The sequence below is a fragment of the Parapedobacter pyrenivorans genome, assembly GCF_014636865.1.
GTDB lineage: Bacteria > Bacteroidota > Bacteroidia > Sphingobacteriales > Sphingobacteriaceae > Parapedobacter > Parapedobacter pyrenivorans.
In genome coordinates this window covers 1543742-1564903 of sequence record NZ_BMER01000001.1, presented here as the reverse complement: position 1 = coordinate 1564903, position 21162 = coordinate 1543742, and the positions used below count along the sequence as shown (strand labels likewise).

13 protein-coding genes are annotated in these 21162 nt (G+C 50.5%); 11 read left to right on the top strand and 2 right to left on the bottom strand.

The genetic code is table 11. From position 1 onward, the window contains the following. Positions 1 to 44 precede the first annotated feature (44 nt). Both IEV98_RS06195 and IEV98_RS06190 read left to right on the top strand, forming a co-directional pair. Positions 45 to 1280: an ROK family transcriptional regulator gene (locus tag IEV98_RS06195; RefSeq protein WP_188505009.1), complete on the top strand. Its 1236-nt coding sequence runs from the start codon at positions 45 to 47 to the stop codon at positions 1278 to 1280. Positions 1281 to 1373: 93 nt separating this feature from the next. Further along, positions 1374 to 2591, top strand: coding sequence for a TCR/Tet family MFS transporter (locus tag IEV98_RS06190; RefSeq protein WP_188505008.1), 1218 nt, complete (start codon positions 1374 to 1376; stop codon positions 2589 to 2591). Here IEV98_RS06190 and IEV98_RS06185 read toward each other — a convergent pair. Beyond that, positions 2588 to 2806, bottom strand: coding sequence for a helix-turn-helix domain-containing protein (locus IEV98_RS06185; RefSeq protein ID WP_188505007.1), 219 nt, complete (start codon positions 2804 to 2806; stop codon positions 2588 to 2590). The two genes, IEV98_RS06190 and IEV98_RS06185, sit on opposite strands and share 4 nt — an antisense overlap. 121 nt (positions 2807 to 2927) lie before the next feature. Here IEV98_RS06185 and IEV98_RS06180 point away from each other — a divergent pair, with 121 nt between their 5' ends. From IEV98_RS06180 to IEV98_RS06155, 6 genes are all read left to right on the top strand, one after another. Further along, on the top strand, positions 2928 to 4706 hold the full coding sequence (locus IEV98_RS06180; protein WP_188505006.1) for a HEPN domain-containing protein: 1779 nt from the start codon (positions 2928 to 2930) through the stop codon (positions 4704 to 4706). Between the two features lie 498 nt (positions 4707 to 5204). Continuing rightward, positions 5205 to 8357, top strand: a complete 3153-nt coding sequence (locus IEV98_RS06175; RefSeq protein ID WP_188505005.1) for a SusC/RagA family TonB-linked outer membrane protein — start codon at positions 5205 to 5207, stop codon at positions 8355 to 8357. A gap of 8 nt (positions 8358 to 8365) precedes the next feature. Next, positions 8366 to 10300, top strand: coding sequence for a RagB/SusD family nutrient uptake outer membrane protein (locus tag IEV98_RS06170; protein WP_188505004.1), 1935 nt, complete (start codon positions 8366 to 8368; stop codon positions 10298 to 10300). A gap of 112 nt (positions 10301 to 10412) precedes the next feature. After that, positions 10413 to 11180 carry a DUF3823 domain-containing protein gene (locus tag IEV98_RS06165; protein WP_188505003.1) on the top strand — a complete coding sequence of 256 codons (768 nt, stop codon included), beginning with the start codon at positions 10413 to 10415 and terminating at the stop codon, positions 11178 to 11180. Between the two features lie 12 nt (positions 11181 to 11192). Continuing rightward, positions 11193 to 13406: a hypothetical protein gene (locus IEV98_RS06160; RefSeq protein ID WP_229738602.1), complete on the top strand. Its 2214-nt coding sequence runs from the start codon at positions 11193 to 11195 to the stop codon at positions 13404 to 13406. Between the two features lie 301 nt (positions 13407 to 13707). Continuing rightward, on the top strand, positions 13708 to 14355 hold the full coding sequence (locus IEV98_RS06155; protein ID WP_188505002.1) for a DUF6266 family protein: 648 nt from the start codon (positions 13708 to 13710) through the stop codon (positions 14353 to 14355). Positions 14356 to 14361: 6 nt separating this feature from the next. On the opposite strand, the gene IEV98_RS06150 is transcribed toward IEV98_RS06155, so the two are convergent. Continuing rightward, entirely contained in the window at positions 14362 to 15042 is a 681-nt protein-coding gene (locus tag IEV98_RS06150; protein ID WP_229738601.1) for a hypothetical protein, read from the bottom strand. A gap of 424 nt (positions 15043 to 15466) precedes the next feature. Here IEV98_RS06150 and IEV98_RS06145 point away from each other — a divergent pair, with 424 nt between their 5' ends. The 3 genes from IEV98_RS06145 (at position 15467) to IEV98_RS06135 (ending at position 21140) form a co-directional block, all read left to right on the top strand. Next, the gene (locus tag IEV98_RS06145; RefSeq protein ID WP_188505000.1) at positions 15467 to 16141 is read left to right on the top strand and encodes an ABC transporter ATP-binding protein; all 675 of its coding nucleotides are present in this window, start codon (positions 15467 to 15469) and stop codon (positions 16139 to 16141) included. A gap of 128 nt (positions 16142 to 16269) precedes the next feature. Beyond that, complete coding sequence (locus IEV98_RS06140) at positions 16270 to 18654, top strand: ABC transporter permease (RefSeq protein ID WP_188504999.1); 2385 nt, start codon at positions 16270 to 16272, stop codon at positions 18652 to 18654. 113 nt (positions 18655 to 18767) lie between these two features. Further along, complete coding sequence (locus IEV98_RS06135; RefSeq protein WP_188504998.1) at positions 18768 to 21140, top strand: ABC transporter permease; 2373 nt, start codon at positions 18768 to 18770, stop codon at positions 21138 to 21140. Positions 21141 to 21162: the final 22 nt, after the last annotated feature.

Here is a 21162-nt window from a genome sequence, read left to right as displayed (position 1 = left end):
AAAAATGCATATGTTTGTATATCGTTAATTAATTGTTGCCATTGATGACAACGAATACCACTTTCTTCGAGGAATTGCACAGCACGGAGCTCACGGGCGTTGCCTATAAGAATATCAGGCTCAAAAAGCGGATATTGACGCATTTTGCTAACGACGGCAATGCGACGTTGGCCGACCTGAGCAAAGTACTCAATACCAGTATACCCAAGACCAGCGAACTCGTAAACGAGCTGATGGCCGACGATTTGGTAAAGGATTATGGAAAAACCGATTCCGGCGTCGGCCGTAAGCCGAATCTTTACGGCCTAGAGCCCAATTCCGCTTTTTTTGTGGGCGTCGAGGTGAAGAATTTCCGCATCAATATCGGCCTTATGGATTTCAGACGCAATCTCATCAAAGCCACGGAAGGGATCCCTTATCTGCTAAACAATACGGAACGGTCGCTAAATGCATTATGCGCCATTATCCAAGATTTCATTGATTCCAGTGCGGTACAACGCGAAAAAATCCTTGGAATTGGCGTCAACCTCAGCGGACGCATCAATTACAAAACCGGCTACAGCTATAGTTTTTTCAATTTCCACGAAGACCCGCTGAGCAGCATCATCGAAACAGCCATCGGCATCCATACCTTCTTGGAAAATGACTCCAGGGCCATGGCCTATGGCGAATTTTGCAACGGCGCAGTCCGGGATGAAAAAGACGTCTTATTCGTCAATATCGACCACGGCATCGGCATGGGCATCATGGTCAACGGTCAACTCTATTATGGCAAGTCGGGCTTTGCCGGCGAGATTGGACATATCCCGATACTGAGCAATGAGATCCTTTGTCATTGCGGCAAAAAGGGCTGCTTGGAAACCGAGGCCTCGGGTGAGGCTATCGTGCGGATTTTCAGGGAAAAGCTCAGCAAAGGAGCCAGCAGTATCGTTACGAGCAAACACCCTAATCCCGGAGACATCAAACTGGAAGATATTATCGAAGCGGCCAACAGCGATGATACCCTTGCTATCGAGATCATTACCGAAGCAGGAGAAAAGATCGGCAAAGGTATGGCCACGCTTGTCAACCTTTTCAACCCCGAATTGATTATACTGGGTGGCAGTTTGGCCGCCACAGGCGATTACATCAGGCTACCCATAAAAAACTCGCTCAACAAATACTCCCTGAGTCTGGTGAATAACGATACGCAGCTCACCATTTCTCAATTGGGCGACAAAGCGGGAATCACGGGCGCCTGCTTGCTGGTGAGGGATCGCTTGCTGGCGATCACTTCCTAAGCGATCGGGTACGCACCCCGCCGACGTCAAAAAATTACGCGCCGAGAATAAAATTATCACTAATATTGCCGGGCAAATTTTCGGTATAATTCGATGCAAACTTCCAAAAGCGCGGCCATTGGCTTCATCTTCGTCACGTTATTGATCGACGTCATGGGATGGGGCCTCATTATACCGGTAATGGCCGATTTGATCGCCGAATTAAAAGGAATACCAGTCAACGAGGCAAGTACCTATGGCGCGCTATTGCTATCTGTGTTTGCCATTACGCAGTTTCTGTTTTCTCCTGTGATGGGCAATCTCAGCGACCGGTTTGGCCGGCGTCCGGTACTGCTTTTTTCCTTGTTGGGCTTCGGTATCGACTACATGATCCTTGCTTGGGCACCCACCTACGGCTGGCTGTTCCTGGGCCGCGTGATCGCCGGTATCACGGGTGCCAGCTTCACCACCGCTGCCTCTTATATCGCCGACATCAGCGAAGATGAGACCACGCGGGCGAAAAACTTCGGACTTATCGGCGCTGCATTCGGCCTGGGTTTTGTATTAGGCCCCGCGCTGGGCGGATTGCTCTCGGTGTGGGGATTGCGTGCGCCTTTTTATGCGGCGGCGGCTTTATGCCTGCTCAACTGCCTGTTCGGCTACTTCCTCTTGCCCGAATCGCTTCAAAAGGATAACCGACGGGCTTTCGATTGGAAACGGGCCAACCCCTGGGGGTCGCTGGCTTTTCTCACCAAGCACACCGAGATCGGCGGACTCGCACTGAGCTTCTTTCTTGTATACCTCGGCGCACAGGCCGTACAAAGCAACTGGAACTTCTTCACGATCTACCGTTTCGACTGGAGCGAAAAAATGATTGGCTTTTCCCTGGCTGTTGTTGGCGTACTCACCGGATTGGTGCAGGCTGGCCTCACCCGCGTCGTTACCCCGAAACTCGGAAACGAAAAGAGCATTTATCTCGGGCTCTCCTTGTATACCCTGGGGCTCGTACTCTTTGCCTTTGCGACCGAAGGCTGGATGATGTTTGTCTTCCTGGTACCCTATTGCCTAGGAGGTATCTGCGGCCCTTCCCTGCAAGCCGTCATCGCAGGGCAGGTAACCAGCAACCAACAGGGTGAACTTCAGGGGGCGCTAACCAGCCTGATGAGCCTCACCACCATCCTGGGTCCGCTCATCATGAATGGCACATTTTCCTATTTCACCACCGAAAAGGCACCCTTCCGCTTCCCCGGCGTGCACTTCCTGATCGGGGCAGTCTGCATGCTGGGCGGACTGATCATCATCAATAAAATAATGGCCGGGAAAAGGACCTAATCACCGGTCAATTCCAGATGTCCATATAGCTTTACCAGCATCTCACATGGATCTGCATCGATCGCCTTCGCAATCAATACCAACTCGTCGGCCCGTAGCTTGGCCGTCGGATTCAATGACAGCTCGCTGATACGGGGCTTGCTTAAGCCGGTACGCCGTGCCACCATCGATTTATTGACCGATTTCCTAGCCAGGTACTCTCCTAAAGGGGTCATACTTTAAATACTTATCGTTTGTATAGACCAATATTAATAATATAAAGAAATTCTTAACAAAAAATAGGAATATTGAAATAATATCAGTACATTTGTAAAGAAATTCTTAACGATTTAAACCATGCATATCTTACAGCCCATCCTCGACAAGCTGGCTACCAAAATCCCGGTTGACCGCATCTTTGAATTTGAGTATCCTTTTATCGATACCACTGCAAGGCGATTGCTCATTGTGGTGGGTGCTAAATGCCAAGTGGCCGTCAAAACGCTGGAACCCATGGCCGAGCTCTGCCTCGCCGAAGCGCCGGAACATAGTTTCGACCTTATTCCTTATGGCGAACTGAAAACGGCCCTTAATAACGGCTCGCTTTATTACCTATTGGCTTGCCGCGAACCACACCTGCGTCTACTCAGCGGTAAAAAGCCGCTACCTATCCTATCGCGGAAACAGCTGGAAAGTGTCCGGACGAAAGCGCAAGAACATTATGAAAAAGGTCGTGTCAAACAACTGGATTTCCTTGACGGGATGCATTTCTACCGTGAAAAAGGAAACCATGCACAAGCACTCTTCATGCTGCACCAAGCGGCTGAGCTGACCTTCCGCGGGATAGAAAACGCCGTGTTCAAGCGTGATCGGCCTAGCCACGGCTTGCAGGAACACCTCAGGCTGATGGGCAAATACATCCCCGAATTCGCCGAGCTGTTTCCCAAAGGTGAACCGCACTACTTCCGCCTCTTGAAACTTATCGACCAATCGTATACCGCGGTGCGCTACCAACGGAATTTCGATGTCGAACCCGAAGAACTGGACCAGCTATACCAAAAACTTATACCGCTATTGGAATGGTGTAATAGGTATTACGATCAATGCATGCGGGCACTGGAATTGCTCATCAATAAAGCGGTCGATCCGGCGCCTGTCGAACCGGTAATAACACCAGATGACAGCCCGCATGCGATAAAAATCACCTTGCCCGAACCATTATCGGCCGAATTGGCCATCGAACAGGCTAAAGCGTTCAACACCATCCTGACCGGTGTCGCCAAACGCGAAGCACTGGATTACCTCATCCTCCTGGGCCATGAAATCAGCCAAACCAAAAAATTGATACGTTACACTTCCGACCAGCCTGCATCAGCGAAAATGGGCCATTGTTATGTACTGGGCATCGGCTCAGGCAGCACATCCAAAAGCCATACCATCGTCCACCCACTTATCCGCGTCACCGTACTCCTCTGTGCTGCCCAGCACACGAAACACGCGTTGGAAAAGAAAAACCACTTCTTTATCCAGGCCTTATCCAAGGGAACCACCCTCTATGTACACGAAGGCTTGCAACCGCTTTCCGTGCCCGAACCGGATTGGTCGCTCGCGCTTGAAAAATCACGCGCAGCCTGGAAGTACCGCAAGTATAAAGCCGACACCTACCTGCAGTGCGCCCAACTCGCCCGTAATCAACGGAAAGACATCGGTGCCGCCACCATGCTTGTTGCCCAAAGCCTCGAACAGCTTTGCATCGGCTTAATTTATGCCGGTATCGGCTATCGCGTAGACCAATGCAACATCCCGTTCCTGCTCCAGGTCTGCAACTTGATATCGCCCGAACTTGCGGAATGCTTCGTTACGGGGCGCGACGCGGATAAAGATGCACTCAAAGCCCTCGCCAACAGCTTGAATGCGGTGCGTTACAAGAAAGAGGATGCACCGACAGACACAGACCTAACCACTGCCATCGCCAACTACGATAGGTTCCGAACGCATGCTGCACAAGTGTGTGAATCGGTATTCGAATACCTGGATGGCCTGGTTGCTTCCACTTCTTCAAACGTGGTGCAGGAAGCCCGACCGGCCGAAGCAGCAAAAACCGAAATCCGCTCTGAAGAAACTCCTGGACATTAATTTTTTCCGGGTTCGGGTCGATGAAGGCTGTTGTGTGGCACCGTATGAAGACACGGAGAGACCCGATTCTTACTGGAGATTTGGTCTGCAATTTAGTCTCCATTGATAAAAAAACTTTTGCCCCCTGTCAAAAAATCGTGACAAAGAATAATTGCTAAAACGATTTCATAGCCTAAATTTGCACTATCGTTAGCCAATGAAGGCCCATGTTAGCATGGAATCTTTTAAACGAACACATGATTTGGTAGTGAAGGGACTTAGTGGTAAAATGTTAGCTTGGTTAGCTTTGCTTAAACGTATTAGCTAATTCGCTGTGGTCTCCTGATAACTTCTTGCTGTCCGTGTTAGGCCAAAACAAAAGGCATTCGTCAGTTGTCGTCCTTTACGAACACGTTATAGACAGCATCAGTTGACGGGAACAGCCAGCCCTCTTGGACTGGGTTATGACGCCACGACACTTCTTGAAATTGAAAAACAATTCCTTAATACGTTATACAGATGAATGTAATATCCAATTATTATGCCGCGCGTGTAAATAGCCTGCTATTCATAGCGGTTTGCGCGCTAGCTATGTGCGTTCCCCTGTCGGCCAATGCCAACGAGGCACCTCCACAAGCTTCCATAAGCGGGACAGTCGTGGACGAGACATCCACTCCGTTGGTTGGCGCTACGGTACGCGTTGTAGGCACGGATCGTGGTACGACGACCAATGCAGAAGGTAAATTTACCATCACCGCAGATCCACAAGACTCGCTGTCGGTCAGCTTTATCGGCTACAACACCAAAACAGTGGCTGTTGGTGCACAGCAAGACCTCACCATTAGCCTAGAACCTTCCTCTTCGGCCAGCTTGGAAGAAGTGGTTGTGGTGGGATACGGCACGCAGCGGAAGCAAACGCTGACCGGCGCTGTATCTTCGGTCAGCAACGCGGAGATCACGACCACCCGGAATGAAAATGTCCAAAACATGCTCACCGGCAAAATCCCAGGCGTGCGTGTTGTTCAGAAAAGTTCCGAACCGGGTTCTTTCAACAATTCGTTTGATATCCGCGGCTTCGGCGCACCGCTGGTGATTATCGACGGCGTACCGCGCGATAACATCACACGGCTTGACGCAAATGACATCGAATCCATTTCGGTGCTTAAAGATGCATCTGCCGCTGTTTACGGGGTGCGTGCCGCGAATGGTGTCGTCCTCGTTACCACCAAAAAGGGAAAGGCGGGTACGGTCGATCTGGACTATTCGGGTAGTTATGGCCTGCAAAACCCCGCCGGTTCACCGCGAGGTGTTGATGCGGCCGACTGGATGACGCTGCGCAATGAAAAAACCATGCACAACGTCAACGGTGGAACGCGCGCATACACGCCGGAAGAAATAGAAGCCTACCGCAACGGCACCATGCCGAGCACCGATTGGTGGGATCTCGTGATGCGGCCATCAGCACCGCAAACCCAGCACACCTTAAGCGCCACGGGCGGCTCCGAAAGAGTCCAATTCTTTACCAGTATAGGCTACCAACAACAGGAATCGTTCATCCGAAGCAATAGCCTGAACTACGACCGATTCAACCTGCGGTCCAACCTTTCGGCGAAGATCAGCGACCGATTGCGTATCGAACTGAACATCAACGGCATCACAGACAAGAAGGAGCAACCCTATACCAACTCCGATTGGATCATACGCACGTTCCAACGTGCCTCAGCGATACAAGCGCCCTATGCCAATGGCAACCCCGAATATTTGCAACAGGGGCTTATTGAAGGTGAAAACCCCATCGCCATGATGGACGCCGATCTAAGCGGCTACAAGCAATTCGGAAATAAGTGGTTCCAATCGTCCATGACCATGTCTTACGACATTCCCGGCATCGACGGGCTGACGGCAAAAGGCATGTTCAGTTACGATTTCCAGGCTGCCGATAACCGCCTGTATAACAAAGAGTACAACGTGTACACGTATGATGAGGCGAGTGACGTTTATACGCCACGCGCATTCGCAAGCCCGAACACCTTCCGCAGGGAATATTTCACAAAAGGGGTTACGCTCTATCAGCTGTCGCTCAATTACAATAAAACGTTCAACAACGATCACCGCATATCCGGCCTCGCCCTGTTGGAGGGGCAGCGCCGCGCAGGCGATAACTTCTTTGCACAGCGTGAGCTTGCCTTGGATCTGGACCAACTATTTGCCGGCATAACCAGCAACCAGATCGCCTACATGAATACCGGAGAAAACGACCTATACGAAAAAACAAACATGGGAATCGTTGGCCGCGTAACATACGATTTCCAGAGCAAATACCTCGCCGAATTCGGCCTCCGATACGATGGATCCTCCCTATTCGGGAGCGCCAACCGTTGGGGCTTTTTCCCTTCCGCCTCCGTGGGCTGGCGATTGTCTGAAGAGAACTTCTGGAAAGACTCGTTTATGCAGTTTGTCGACGACTTCAAAATCCGTGGTTCGTATGGCGTCATGGGCGACGACGGCGCATCCAGTTATCAGTTTATCACGGGTTACACCTATCCTGCCGGAGGGGATAACAACCGTCTTCCCGGGGGTTACTTCTTCGATGGATCCTTCGTGAACTCAGCCGCAAGCAAGGGAATTGCCAATCCGATGATTACCTGGTACGAGGCCAAAACGGCAGACGTCGGCGTCGACTTCAGTGCTTGGAATGGACTGTTGGGTGGTACGGTCGATTATTTTAACCGGCATCGCACAGGACTGCTAGTCACCCGTGCATTAAGCCTGCCCGGCGTGGTCGGCGCCGCCCTTCCGCAGGAAAACCTGAATAGTGACCGCGCTAGTGGCTTCGAAGTAGAGTTGAACCACCGGAACAACATCGGCGACCTGGAATACAACCTACGCGGTATGGTGACCTATACCCGGATTCGGAAGCTGCACGACGAACGCTCCAGAGCTGGGAACTCCTATGAAAATTGGCGGAATAACAATGCCAACCGAAACCAAAACTTCCATGTGGGTTATGGAGCCGAGGGGCGCTTCGCATCCTACGAGGAAATCGCGAACAGCCCTGTGTACTACGGCCGTGGCACACTGCCCGGAGACTATATTTATGAAGACTGGAATGGCGACGGAATCATCAGCGGCCTGGATGCCTATCCCATCGTTTATCAAGACAGTCAAAGCCCTTTCTTCAATTTCAGCTTCAATATCGGCGCCGCCTGGAAAGGGTTCGACCTGAATGCGCTATTCCAAGGCTCGGCACTGAGCTATGTGAAATACATCGAACAACTTCGCGAACCGATGTGGGGCAATGATTTCTCCAATGCACTCAGCTACTTTATGGACAGGTGGCATCCAACAGATCCGACTGTAGACCCGTATGATCACACCACCGTTTGGACTCCGGGGAAATACGCCTACACCGGAACGTTGCCCGACGAGAATTCGGCATTCAATATGCACAATTCCAGTTACCTCCGCCTGAAAAGCCTCGACTTTGGGTATACGTTCGCCAATCGGCTTACGCAATCAATCGGCCTAAAGAATGTACGTGTCTATTTCAACGGCTACAATCTCCTTACGTTCAAGACCATCGAATTGGACCCCGAGCACCCGAACGAAAGTTGGGGTAACCTGTATCCATTGAGCCGGATATACACTGTTGGATTAAACATCAAATTATAGTTGAGATTATGAGACCATCAAGATATAATACCATTATACTGTCATTGGCCCTGCTATTTACCGTTCCGGCCTGTACCAAGCTGGACGTGCCGCCGATGAATGTCGTACAGGACGATGATATATTTGGCAGCCCCAACGGCATCGCCAGTTACATGGCCCGGCTGTATGGCCAGCTTCCCATCCAAGATTTCCGCTATACACCGAGGCGGGGATTCAACGAATTCTGGATCATCGATCCCTTCCCCACAATTACCGGGGAAGCGTTGTCCGCCAATCAGAGCTCGGCCGAAACCGAAGCCGTCTATTATTGGGGGAATGCCTACGCGCTGATCCGCGACATTAACTATTTCATCAAGACGTTGCCCACGTACATGGAAGCCTCCCGCTTTAGCCAAGAAGACGTAGACCATTGGCTGGGTGAAGCGTATTTCATGCGTGCGGTAACCTATTTCGAGCTAGCGAAGCGTTACGGTGGTGTGCCGATCGTGGACGAGGTCCTTAACTTCCCGGAGCAGCCGATTGAGCAGCTGCAGGTACCCCGTTCATCAGAGGAAGCGACTTACAATCATATCGCTGCCGATTTTGACCAGGCCTGGGAGCTGCTCCCCGAAAGCAACCAAACAGGCAGGGCCAACAAATACGCTGCTGCCGGTTTCAAATCCCGGGCGATGCTATTCGGCGGTTCCATCGCTAAGTACAATGAAATTACGCTATTTGACAATGAGAATAGCCGGCTGTGTGGTATTCCCGCCGAGCGGGCCGCTGATTTTTTCAAGCAGGCTTATGATGCGGCCAAACTACTGGAAGGCCATTATTCACTGTACAAAAACGGATGGCAAGCCGACGACAAAGAGGCGCAGTACCAAAATTATGTGGATCTGTTTTTTGACGAGGAGAGCCCTGAAAACATCTTTGTGAAGCAATACGGCTATCCCGAATCCGTGCACGGTTATGACGTGTACAACATCCCCTACCAATTTCAGGTCGCCGGCTATTCCTCTTCCGTTAACCCGACGCTCGATTTTGTAGAGCTCTTCGATGGCCTACCTAAAACGAGCGATGGCCGCATTGAGGTTTACGATGCAGCAGGAAAATACGAACTCTATGACAACCAAATGGACTTTTTTGCGGATGCCGAACCCCGTCTACGGGCGACGATCATTTTCCCCGGTGATCAGCTCAAGAATGAAACCGTGGAAATCTGGCGTGGCATCTATACCGGCGATGTTGCCGGCGGAATAGACCGGTTGCAACCGGTGGGTGCGCGTACGACTTATGAGAATTCATCCGCCGCATCCCGGTTGGTCACGTCGGCCGTTCCACAGCAGGAGCCGCACGAACTGCCCGACGGCACGCTGATGAACCCTGCCGGCCGGAGCGGACGTTTCTTCAACTTCGCAGCTCCCGCACTGACGGGCTTCTCCGTCCGGAAATGGCTCAATCCCGACATGCCCCCCGCACTGGTCGTCGAAAACCGTTCGGACCAGACCTGGATTGAACTGCGTTATGCAGAAGTGCTCCTCAACCGGGCCGAAGCCGCTTATGAGCTGGCCGAGGCGGGCGAAGGCGGCGCCGACTATTTGGGTGATGCCTACGAATGCATCCGGCAAATCCAAGAAAGGGCCGGCGCGGATATATTACCAAGCCCGGCTGCGCTGACATCTATTGATATCATCCGGAAGGAACGGCGGAAAGAACTCAGCTTTGAGAACAAAATCTGGTGGGACCTGAAGCGCTGGCGGATCATGGATGATGAGCAAAATGGACGTACCTACCGCGCCCTGATGCCGTTCTACGCAGAAAACGCAGAAAAATGGTTTTTTGACGATCGCTTTGAAGAGCGCAACGCCATCTTCACGTTTGACACGCGCTGGTATTACCAACAGATCGATCCGGGTGAAATCACCAAGAGCCCTAATTTAGTACAGAATCCTGGCTATTAATTATTGAAAGATGAACCCGACATGATTAGAATAATCATTGCCCTGCGTGCTTAATGATTATTCTAATCATCAAAGGCTCCATCTGACAACTAAAAAGCAAAAAAATAAACAGATGAAAGCGAAAAAAATTATCACATACGTATTATCGGGCCTGCTGTGCACCGGCCTATTTTCATGCCAAAAGCTCGACAACTACGCTCCCCCATCCGAAACGTTGCAGGGCCGCGTGATTGACAAGGCGACCAAAGCGCCAATACAGACCGAAATGGGCGACCGGGGTATCAGACTGCGGTTGTTGGAGCTGAGCTGGAGCGACAACCCTACGCCTTACTTCTTTACCTGCATGCAGGACGGCACATTCAACAACACCAAAATTTTCAAAGGAAATTATAACGTTGTGCCACAGGGACCATTCGTGCCGCTGATCCTACGTGACGGAAACGGCGATATCATTACGGATGAAAGCCAAACCGTGGACATCGAAGGAGTGACCGACCTGACATTTGAAGTGGAGCCTTTCTTGAATGTAGAATGGGTAGGCGAACCGGTATTGAACGATAATGGTAGCATCACCGTCCAAGTGCGGGTTACACGCGGAACCGCCAATCCTGACTTCCAGCAAGATGTCACTGAAATCGCCCTCTTCATTAATTCCTCCAGCTATTACGTCGGGGATAACAATTACGACAACCGGTATACCGTGAGGATTACCGGAACCGAGGCCAACGGCTCCGTTGGGGAAGTCGTTACGTTGACTACCCAAGACAGTTTTTCGATGAACAGGGATTATTACGTGCGCGTGGGTGCCCGCATCGATTACAATGTAGAAGGTGCGCAGCGCTTTAATTATAACGAACCGAAAAAAGTAGCCATTCTCTAACAACGAACATCCATGATGATGAACAGAATAACGATGCTATTAATCAGCTTATTGGTCGCCGTCTCGTGTGCCTCCCGGAAACAGCCTGGCAAAAGCGGGAAAACAGCAGTCCGTGAAAAAACCAGTTTTCAGACCTCGCAACACTGGAAACCCGCGACCGACACACGGGCAGATATCGCGATGGTTTACGGTGTAGGCGGTAATCCCTCCGACAAACGCAAAGGAAAATCCTTTGAAGAACGGGTACAATCCTGGCGGGAGCGCGGATACACCGCCCATTTCATGACGGGTATTGCCTGGGGCGAGTACCAGGATTATTTCACCGGCGAATGGGACGGCAAGTGGCACCTGGACGAAGGGCAGGTGGAACGTGGCGGTGACACCATCTGGCACGGTCGCATGGTTCCCTATATCGTGCCAACCGCCAACTACCTGAAATACATCAAGGAGATGCACGTTAAACGGGTTATCGATGCCGGCATTGATGCCATCTACATGGAAGAACCGGAGTTCTGGGCACGTGCCGGATACAGCGAGGCCTTCAAACGGGAATGGCAAGCTTATTATGGCTTCCCCTGGCGCCCGCAGCACGAGTCGCCCGAAAACACCTACCTGTCCAACAAGCTGAAATACCAGCTGTATTACAATGCCTTAAAGGATGTATTTACCTACGCCAAGGAATACGGAAAAAGCAAGGGCATGGACATCCGCTGTTACGTACCTACGCACTCACTCGTCAACTATTCGCAATGGCAGATCGTGAGCCCCGAGGCGAGCCTTGCTTCGCTCGATGTTGTTGACGGCTATATCGCGCAGGTATGGACAGGCACTGCCCGCGAACCGAACTATTTCAATGGGAAGGAAAAAGAGCGTGTATTTGAAACGGCCTTTCTGGAGTACGGTTCCATGGAGTCCATGACGGCTCCTACCGGCAGGAAGATGTTTTTCCTTACCGACCCGATCGAAGACTGGCCCCGTGACTGGGTAGACTATAAGAACAACTACGAGGCCACGTTTACCGCCCAGTTGCTGTATCCCCAGATTGCCGACTATGAGGTCATGCCGTGGCCCGACCGCATCTACGAGGGGCTGTACCGGGTCAGCAAAGACAGCGAAGAGAAGGCGAAAATCCCCCGCCACTATTCGACCCAGATGCAGGTGATGATCAATACACTCAATCACATGCCGCTATCCGAGAATACCGTGTCCGGCAGCCACGGCATCAGTGTATTGATGGCCAACTCCCTGATGTTCCAACGGTTTCCGACACATGATGGATACGAGGATCCGCAATTGGCTAACTTCTACGGCCAGGCACTGCCCTTTCTGAAACGGGGTGTTCCCGTGAAGACGGTACATTTGGAAAACGTGTCGTACAAAGAAACCCTAAAAGACACCAGAGTGCTGTTGATGACCTACTCCAACATGAAGCCGATGTCGGCCGAAGGCCATCGCTACTTGGCCCAGTGGGTAAAAAAGGGCGGCATCTTGGTCTACAGCGGACGCGACGAGGATCCATACCAAACCGTCACCGAGTGGTGGAACAGTGATGGCAACACTTACCAACGGCCTTCCGACCACCTCTTCGAACAGCTGGGCATTCCGGCTGGCGCTGCCACTGGCGAATACACCTATGGCAAGGGTACTGTGCATATCTTCCGGAACGATCCGAAGGAATACGTATTGAAAAAAGGCGGCGACCAGCAGTTTATCCAAGTAGTTAAGGACCTGTATGAGCGGAATTCGGCCAACAGTCTTATTTTCAAAAACCAACTGTACCTGGAAAGAGGGCCGTACGATATCGCCGCCGTTTTAGATGAAAATGATGACGCAGCCGCATTTACCATCGACGGCCCGGTGATTGATCTATATGATCCCGCATTGCCTGTGCTAGCTCGTAAAGTGGTCCAACCGGGGCGACAAGCTTTGTTGTACAACCTCAGCCGCGTTGTCACACCGTCCACCCCACAGGTACTGGCGTCCGCTTCGCGGATCTACGAGGAGGACATCACCGGGAACAGCTATGCGTTTGTCTGCCGTAGCCCGTTACATACCACCAATGTCATGCGTGTGCTGCTGCCGACCGAACCTAGACAGTTCGCGGTAGTGGATCCGGAAGGAAATCCCGTCAGCGATGTCAGGACGTCTTGGGACGCTTCATCACACACCTATTTTCTCCAGTTCGAAAACCATCCGGATGGCATGCACGTCAAATTGGATTGGTAATTCATCCCGTATTTTGTAAGCAAACACGATCGTTTGCTCGTTATGAAAGGTTTCCAAATGGGTATTTGGAAACCTTTCTGTTTGTAAAGCCCCTTCGAACGATCAATAAATGACCCACCAATATGACCAAAACTATTTAAATAAATAGCATTTTATAGGGGGTTAATAGGGGAATAATAGGGGTTTAATTGGTCAGAATACCTATGAAATTACTCTTACCCATTACTAAAAAGCGGTTTATATTTTGATTAATTAAAGAGATAATGTACTTTTGGATATAAACCAATTAGGAGACCATACCATGGCAATACTCAGAAACGGGCCCAACGGGGGCTTCAGCGGAAAAGTAGGAAGCGTTGTTGGTTACAAATGGAAAGGGAAAGACGTCATCCGCGGATTACCCCGGAAGAACAACCAGCCACGAAGCGAGGCACGGCTTGCCAACGAACAGGCCATGAAACTTATCATGGGCGCGCTTGCACCGCTTAAGGTTTTCATCCGGGCGGGATTCCGGAATGCCGTGGAATCACTGGACATGACCGCATTCAACCTCGCCCTTTCGCTGAATAAAAAGCAGGCCATCAAAGGGGAATACCCTAACCTGGAAATCGAGTGGAGCAAGTTCCGGATCAGCCAGGGCGAGCTGCCGGGGCTGGAGGATGTGACCGCAGCCTGGGGGGATAACGGTTTAACCCTCTCCTGGCGGGACAACACCGGCGCAGCAAATGCATACCGAACCGACAGCCTTTCCGTTGTTGTTTATTCCCAAAAGACCGAACTGTGGTACAACTTTCTTAATCATACATCCCGCAATGCCCAGCAATGTGATTTGCCTGCCCACGAAAAATGGATAGGCTCCGAAGTCGAGGTATTCCTTTCATTGGTCTCCTTCGGGGGAGGGCTGGTCTCCGATAGCATGCATATCCATGTACCGGCAATCAGTACCTGATGTACCTTATTTATTGGGCAATTCGTTCAATTGCTGCTGGTACATGTGATTGAACGTCTCCCAGTCCATAAAAGCCGAACCATCGGTGATCTGCCATACCAACGCTTGTACGGTAGACTCAATCGCGTAATAATCATCCGAAACACCATCTTCATCCCAATAATCCACTGCCGCAATCTTTTTGCCCTTCAAATCATCGATGAGTCTACCTAGCAACTTGCTATTGGTCACCGGACCAAATGTATAGACTGCCAACGACGAAGCCGAAGAGCGGCTATTGTTACCGCAATACGTATGGAAAATGAAACGGATTGTCTTTTTTGGCGGGATGACAACCATCGTTTCCTCCACCACCACACCATGCTGGTATTCATCAGTTTCGGAAACCAGGATAAGTCCGCCGGGGAAAATGACTTTCTTTTCTTCATCGTTGTCATTCCGAAGCCCGACACAGACGGTCACGTAGTGGCCGCTTCCGATGCGTATTTCCGCTTCATCGCAGTAGTCCCCCGTGATTGTACCGTCCACGGTAACACCATCGGGCAACTTAAATGCGGTACCCTGCGGAGTGCCCGATTGCTCGCCAAGTCCGGGAAGACTACCAATCTCCTGCTGCAACTCCGCATCATCTTCAGGGCTCGGATCGTTGTCTTTACTACAGGAGAGGATGGCAACACAAGTTACCATTACCACTAGCATCGAAATAAAACGGAATGGGTTGACTTTTCTGGATAAAGAATGGATGACCATCGGATTACGTTATTATTAATTATAAATATATTTATTAACTACAAATCTATCGCTCGGCGAAATTAACGTTATCGAACGTTCCAAACAATCCCTAAATTCAAGTATTTTAACGCCCACCATTCGGGCAGCTGAATAGGCAACCAGCGATGAGGTGTCCGCAAGCGAACATGAGGTGTCCGATATCGGACAGTCCGCAAACCTGATATCGTGTTTTACAGCTGTTTTTCAGCTAGTTAAAAAATTGGAACGATAATATAGGGTGAAGGATTAAAGAATAATATTGAGTAACCACAATGAATAACGAACCACGCATAGGCCGACTGCCGAAAATTGATGGCCGACTGCTGATAGCTGTATAAACATGATCAAAATTACCGAACTGCAAAAATTTTACCGTACCGAAGAAGTGGAAACGGTTGCGCTCAACAATTTGAGCATTCACGTGAAAGCGGGTGAATTCGTCGCCGTAATGGGTCCCTCTGGATGTGGAAAATCCACGTTGCTTAACATCGTCGGCTTATTGGACGACCTGGACAATGGAAGCTACCTCTTTAACAGCATCGAGGTGGCCAAATTCAACGAGCGCAAGCGCTCGGACCTACGCAAGCACAATATTGGCTTCGTCTTTCAAAGCTTTAACCTCATCGACGAGCTTACGGTATTCGAAAACGTAGAGTTGCCACTTATCTATACCAAAGTGCCGGCAGCAGAGCGCAAGAAACGCGTAGAGGAAGTTTTGGAAAAAGTGCAGATCATGCACCGCCGCAATCATTTCCCCCAGCAGCTTTCGGGCGGCCAGCAACAACGCGTGGCCGTAGCCCGTGCCGTGGTGAACAACCCCAAGCTGATCCTTGCGGATGAGCCTACCGGTAACCTCGACTCCAACAACGGTAATGAGGTGATGCAATTGCTCACCGAGCTGAATGAACAAGGTACGACCATCGTGATGGTAACGCACAGTGAACACGACGCCCGCTATGCCGATCGCATCATCCGCATGTTGGATGGGCAGGTATTGATGGAAACGGTGGGGTGATTGTTTCAGCCCGTAGCTCCACGACTGGATCCGTGGCGCTGCGCTGACGTTTCCTAGGCCGTGTCTGCAACGGACTAAAACCTGGGAAAGAGGATATAGGTGGATGTCTCATATCTCACAGCTAAAAAATGATCAAGAACTATCTCCGTACATTATTCCGGAACTTCGCTAAAAGCAAGGCTTATTCATTGATCAACGTCACCGGGTTATCCATTGGCATGGCTGCTGCATTGTTGATCATCGTATGGATCCAGAATGAGCTGAGTATGGAGCGGATTCACGAAAAAGAAGACCGTATCTATGTGATGTACAACCGGGATACCGGCCCCGATGGCAACCGCTGGGCGTGGGGCAATACCCCCAAGATACTGGCTCCAACCTTAAAAGCCGATTATCCCGAGGTGGAAGATGCCGTGCGGATCAATAACATGACGTTCTTATTCACCGTTGGCGACAAAAACTTCAATTCGCGAGGTGCTTTTACAGACAGTGGCTTTTTCAACGTTTTCAGTTTTCCGCTGATAAAAGGAGATCCCGCCACGGCGTTGGCAGATGGCCATAATATTGTCCTGACTGAGCAATTCGCTAAAACACTCTTCGGTAACGCGGATGCCATGGGCCAAACCATCCGCATCGATAGCAACCGTAACGTGACCGTAACTGGTATTCTAAAGGATCTGCCGAACAATACCCTATTGGCGTTTGACTACCTGCTCCCTTGGGAACATTTGGAACGGTTGGGCTGGAACGACACCCATTGGGGCAATAATTCCGTCAATACGTACACGCTGTTGAAACCCGGAGCAAGCCAAGCAGCTTTCGACCGAAAGATAAGGACCATCACCATAGACCACACAAAAGAAACGGCAAGCGCCTCTACGACCGAAGTATTTACGCAGCCCTTGAGCCGCTATTACCTGTATAATAAGTCGGAAGACGGCAGATTGGTGGCCGGCAACCTGGTCACCGTACGGCTATTCATGGTACTCGCTGCATTTATTCTGTTGATCGCTTGCATCAACTTTATGAATCTCAGCACTGCGCGAAGCGAGCGGCGTGCAAAGGAAGTAGGTATCCGAAAGGTTGTGGGCGTAAGTAAGACCTTATTGATCACGCAGTTCCTCATCGAAAGCATTCTCCTCAGTATCTTTTCTTTCCTCGTTGCTTTACTGATTGTCCAATTGAGTTTGGGTGGTTTCAACCAATTGGTGGGGAAAGCACTCTTCATACCCTATGGCGACCCCTTTTTCTGGCTATTTGTCACTGGGTTTATCCTAATAACCGGTTTGGTTGCAGGCAGCTACCCTGCCTTCTACCTCTCATCGTTCAATCCCATAAGTGTGCTCAAGGGAACGTTCAAGAAGGAAAATGCCCTGATTGCTCCAAGAAAGGTGTTAGTGACGATCCAATTTACCTTTGCCATCATCCTCATTATTGCCACCATCATCGTTTACCGCCAAATCCAACATGGGTTGAACCGAGATACCGGATATGACCGGGAGAACATGGTATACCTCTTTTATCAGGGAGATATGGACAAGCATTATGCTGCCATAAAAAACGAGCTGCTCACCGGCGGTGCAGCAACCTCGGTCTCGCTTTCGGCTAACCCCATCACCCAGCAGTGGAGCGACAGCTGGGGCTTCCACTGGGAAGGGAGCACAAAGGCCGATGAAAAGCTTGACTTTGTACGTTTGGGTACGGATGCTGATTTCACAAAAACCTTTGGTATTGAATTGGTTGCCGGCCGCGATATCGACGTGTACAAATTCCCTACCGATAGCATGGCAATCCTATTGAACGAAGCGGCCGTAAAAGCCATGCGGCTTAAGAATCCCGTTGGCACCCGTATCAAGTGGGTTGACGGGACCGAATACTTCCACGTAGTGGGGGTTATCAAGGATTTCATCCTGCAGTCGCCTTTCGAGCAAACCATCAGCCCGATGATGATCAACGGACCCGCCGGATATTCGCCCTATATCCTGCATGTAAAACTTAACGCCGATAACAGCACGGCAGACAACCTTGCCCGGATGGAGAAGATTTTCAAGGCGTACAACCCACAATATCCGTTTGAGTATGTATTTGTCGATGAGAACTATGCGGAGAAATTCAAGAGCGCGGAACGCTCCGGCAAACTGGCGGGTCTCTTTGCGCTGCTCACTATTGTCATATCCTGCCTGGGTTTGTTTGGCCTGGCAGCTTACATGGCAGAAAGCCGCACCAAAGAAATCGGTGTACGGAAGGTGCTCGGTGCATCGATATGGAGCGTAACGCAACTGCTGTCGAAAGATTTTCTGAAACTAGTGATGTTCTCGTTCGTTATCGCCTCGCCCATTGCCTGGTATGCCATGAACAAGTGGCTAGCCAGTTATTCCTATCGAATCGATATTGAATGGTGGGTATTCGCGATGACGGGCATATTAGCAGCAGCAATCGCATTACTGACCGTAAGCTGGCAAGCCATCAAAGCGGCATTGGCTAATCCAGTGGATTCGCTTAGGGATGAGTGATTAATGTTTATAATCAATTCATACTGTTGCTCATCAACTGGAATCGGTTCACGCTGCTCCCAATTCCTAGGTTGATTTTGCAACAACATAGACTGACCACAGAACACTAAAAAATGATCAGAAACTATTTCAAAACCGCGTGGCGGAACCTGAAGGAACACAAGTTCCATACCTTCGTTAACATCAGTGGCTTGGCGTTCGGTCTTGCTACCGCTATTTTGCTGCTCCTTTGGGTGCAACATGAAAAAAGTTACGATCGCTTCCATAAGGACTTTTCCCGAATCCATCGGTTTACCGCCCATTTGGATGCCAATACCGTTTGGGAGGGAGTACCTGGTCCATTAGCCATATACGCCCAATCGCTGCCCGAGGTTGAGGGGATTGTCCGCATCAATGAGTGGAACGGCCAGGTGTTGGCGACCGAAGACCGGAGCACAGTCCTCGATGGTTTCACTACGGCTTATGTAGATAGCACCTTCCTATCGCTATTCAACTTCGAACTACTCAAAAGCAGGCCCGAGCAGCTGTTCCCCGATCCGTATAGCATCGTCCTGACTGAATCGACTGCAAAAAAATTCTTTGGTGATGATGATCCTTTGGGCAAGGTGCTTCAATTTAGGGGAGATAACCTCACCGTTACTGGATTGCTGCACGACTTTCCAGACAATTCATCCTTGGCATTTGATGCCATACTACCCATGGCCCATTATGCGCAGCGATTTACCGCTGATGGGGGCAATGGCCAGTGGAAAACCATCGATGTAGACATGGGCAGCTACTCCTTTACCACTTTTGTCAAATTACGAGACGGGGCCCATCCGGAGGTCGTTGGAAAAAAATTCACCCAACTTTATAAAGATGCCAGAAACGGGGAAAGCACGGTACAGTTTAACTTACAGCCTCTAGCAGACATGCACCTGGTGAGTGCTGACGGAAACAACGCCGCTGCAAGGATGGTACAGATTTTCTTACTCATTGCCATCATGGTATTAGCGATCGCGGCCGTCAATTATATCAATTTGACTACCGCCCGGGCACTCGTGAGGGCCCGTGAAGTCGGCATCCGGAAGGTCGTCGGCGCCAGCAAGGTGCAATTGTTCCTGCAATTTATCGTGGAGACCGCGCTGCTCTTCTGTTTCGCATTGCTGGTTGCCGTCGGATTGATTGTCGTACTCCTACCCTTGTACAACGACATCGCTGGCAAGCAACTTCATTTTTCGCTATCCAACATGGAAATCTGGAAAGTCATCGGTTACTCGGCTTTAGGTACGTTATTGGCGGCGGCGATTTATCCCGCACTCCTGCTATCCGGTTTCCAACCACTCCAGGTGATGAAAGGGAAAATGGCATCCGGGGTTGGAGTCACATTATTACGCAAAGCACTTGTTGTCTTCCAGTTTGCCATCTCCATGGTATTGATCGTTGCCACGTTCGTCATCAGTCGCCAAATGACCTATATGCGGAAGCTCGATCTCGGCTACGATAAAAGTTACGTATTCAGTGTGGCGCTTCCCGATGATGCAGTAGAGCATATCGAAGCGGTAAAAAATGAGTTAAGGAATCATCCCGGTATCGTTAATGTCGCCCTTTCGGACATGTATGACATCACCAATATGGGCAATGCGACCGGCGACCTCGAGTGGCCCGGAAAACCGGTCAACAGCAGCCTCATCATCGCTCAGTCATCGATCGACAAAGATTTTATACCCACGATGGGCATCCAATTGCTGGAAGGGCGAAATTTAACCGGTACCGCCGCCGACAGCAACTTATATGTTGTCAACGAAGCAGCCGTTCGGGAAATGGGCCTCACTCCGCCTTATGTGGGTACGCCCATCAGCTTCCACGACCGCCCGGGAACCATTGCTGGTGTCGTGAAGGACTTCAATTTTAAGTCGCTCAAGGAAAAAATTTCTCCCCTCCTTTTTTTCCACTGGTACGACGGCAGCATGCTGTATGTACGTACCACTGCGGCTGAGGCCTCGAATGCCATCAAGGCCGTTGAACAGCAATACCAAAAATATGCAGGTGACTCCCCTGCTCCTTTTAAGTATAATTTCGTCGACCAACAATTTGAAGCTAAATACCGGACAGATCAGCGTGCCGGCTTGCTATTCAACATATTCGCCGGCATTGCGATTTTCATTTCCTGCCTCGGTCTTTTGGGGCTTTCTACCTATACCGTCCGCCAACGGGTGAAGGAGATCGGCATCCGCAAAGTACTGGGAGCTAGTGTGGCAAGCATTGTACAGCTCCTATCCGCCGGATCCATCCTTTTGGTGGTATTGGCCGTGGTCATTGCGTCGCCAATTGCTTGGTGGGTAATGAATACCTGGCTGGACGATTTCGCATTTCGGATTGATATCCAATGGTGGATGTTTGTTTTAGCCGGAGGCGCAGCGTTACTGATTGCGCTATTGACGGTCAGTTGGCAGGCAATCCGAGCGGCAGTGGCCAACCCGGTGGAATCGTTGCGGGACGAGTGATGGATTATTTTACTGCTAAATA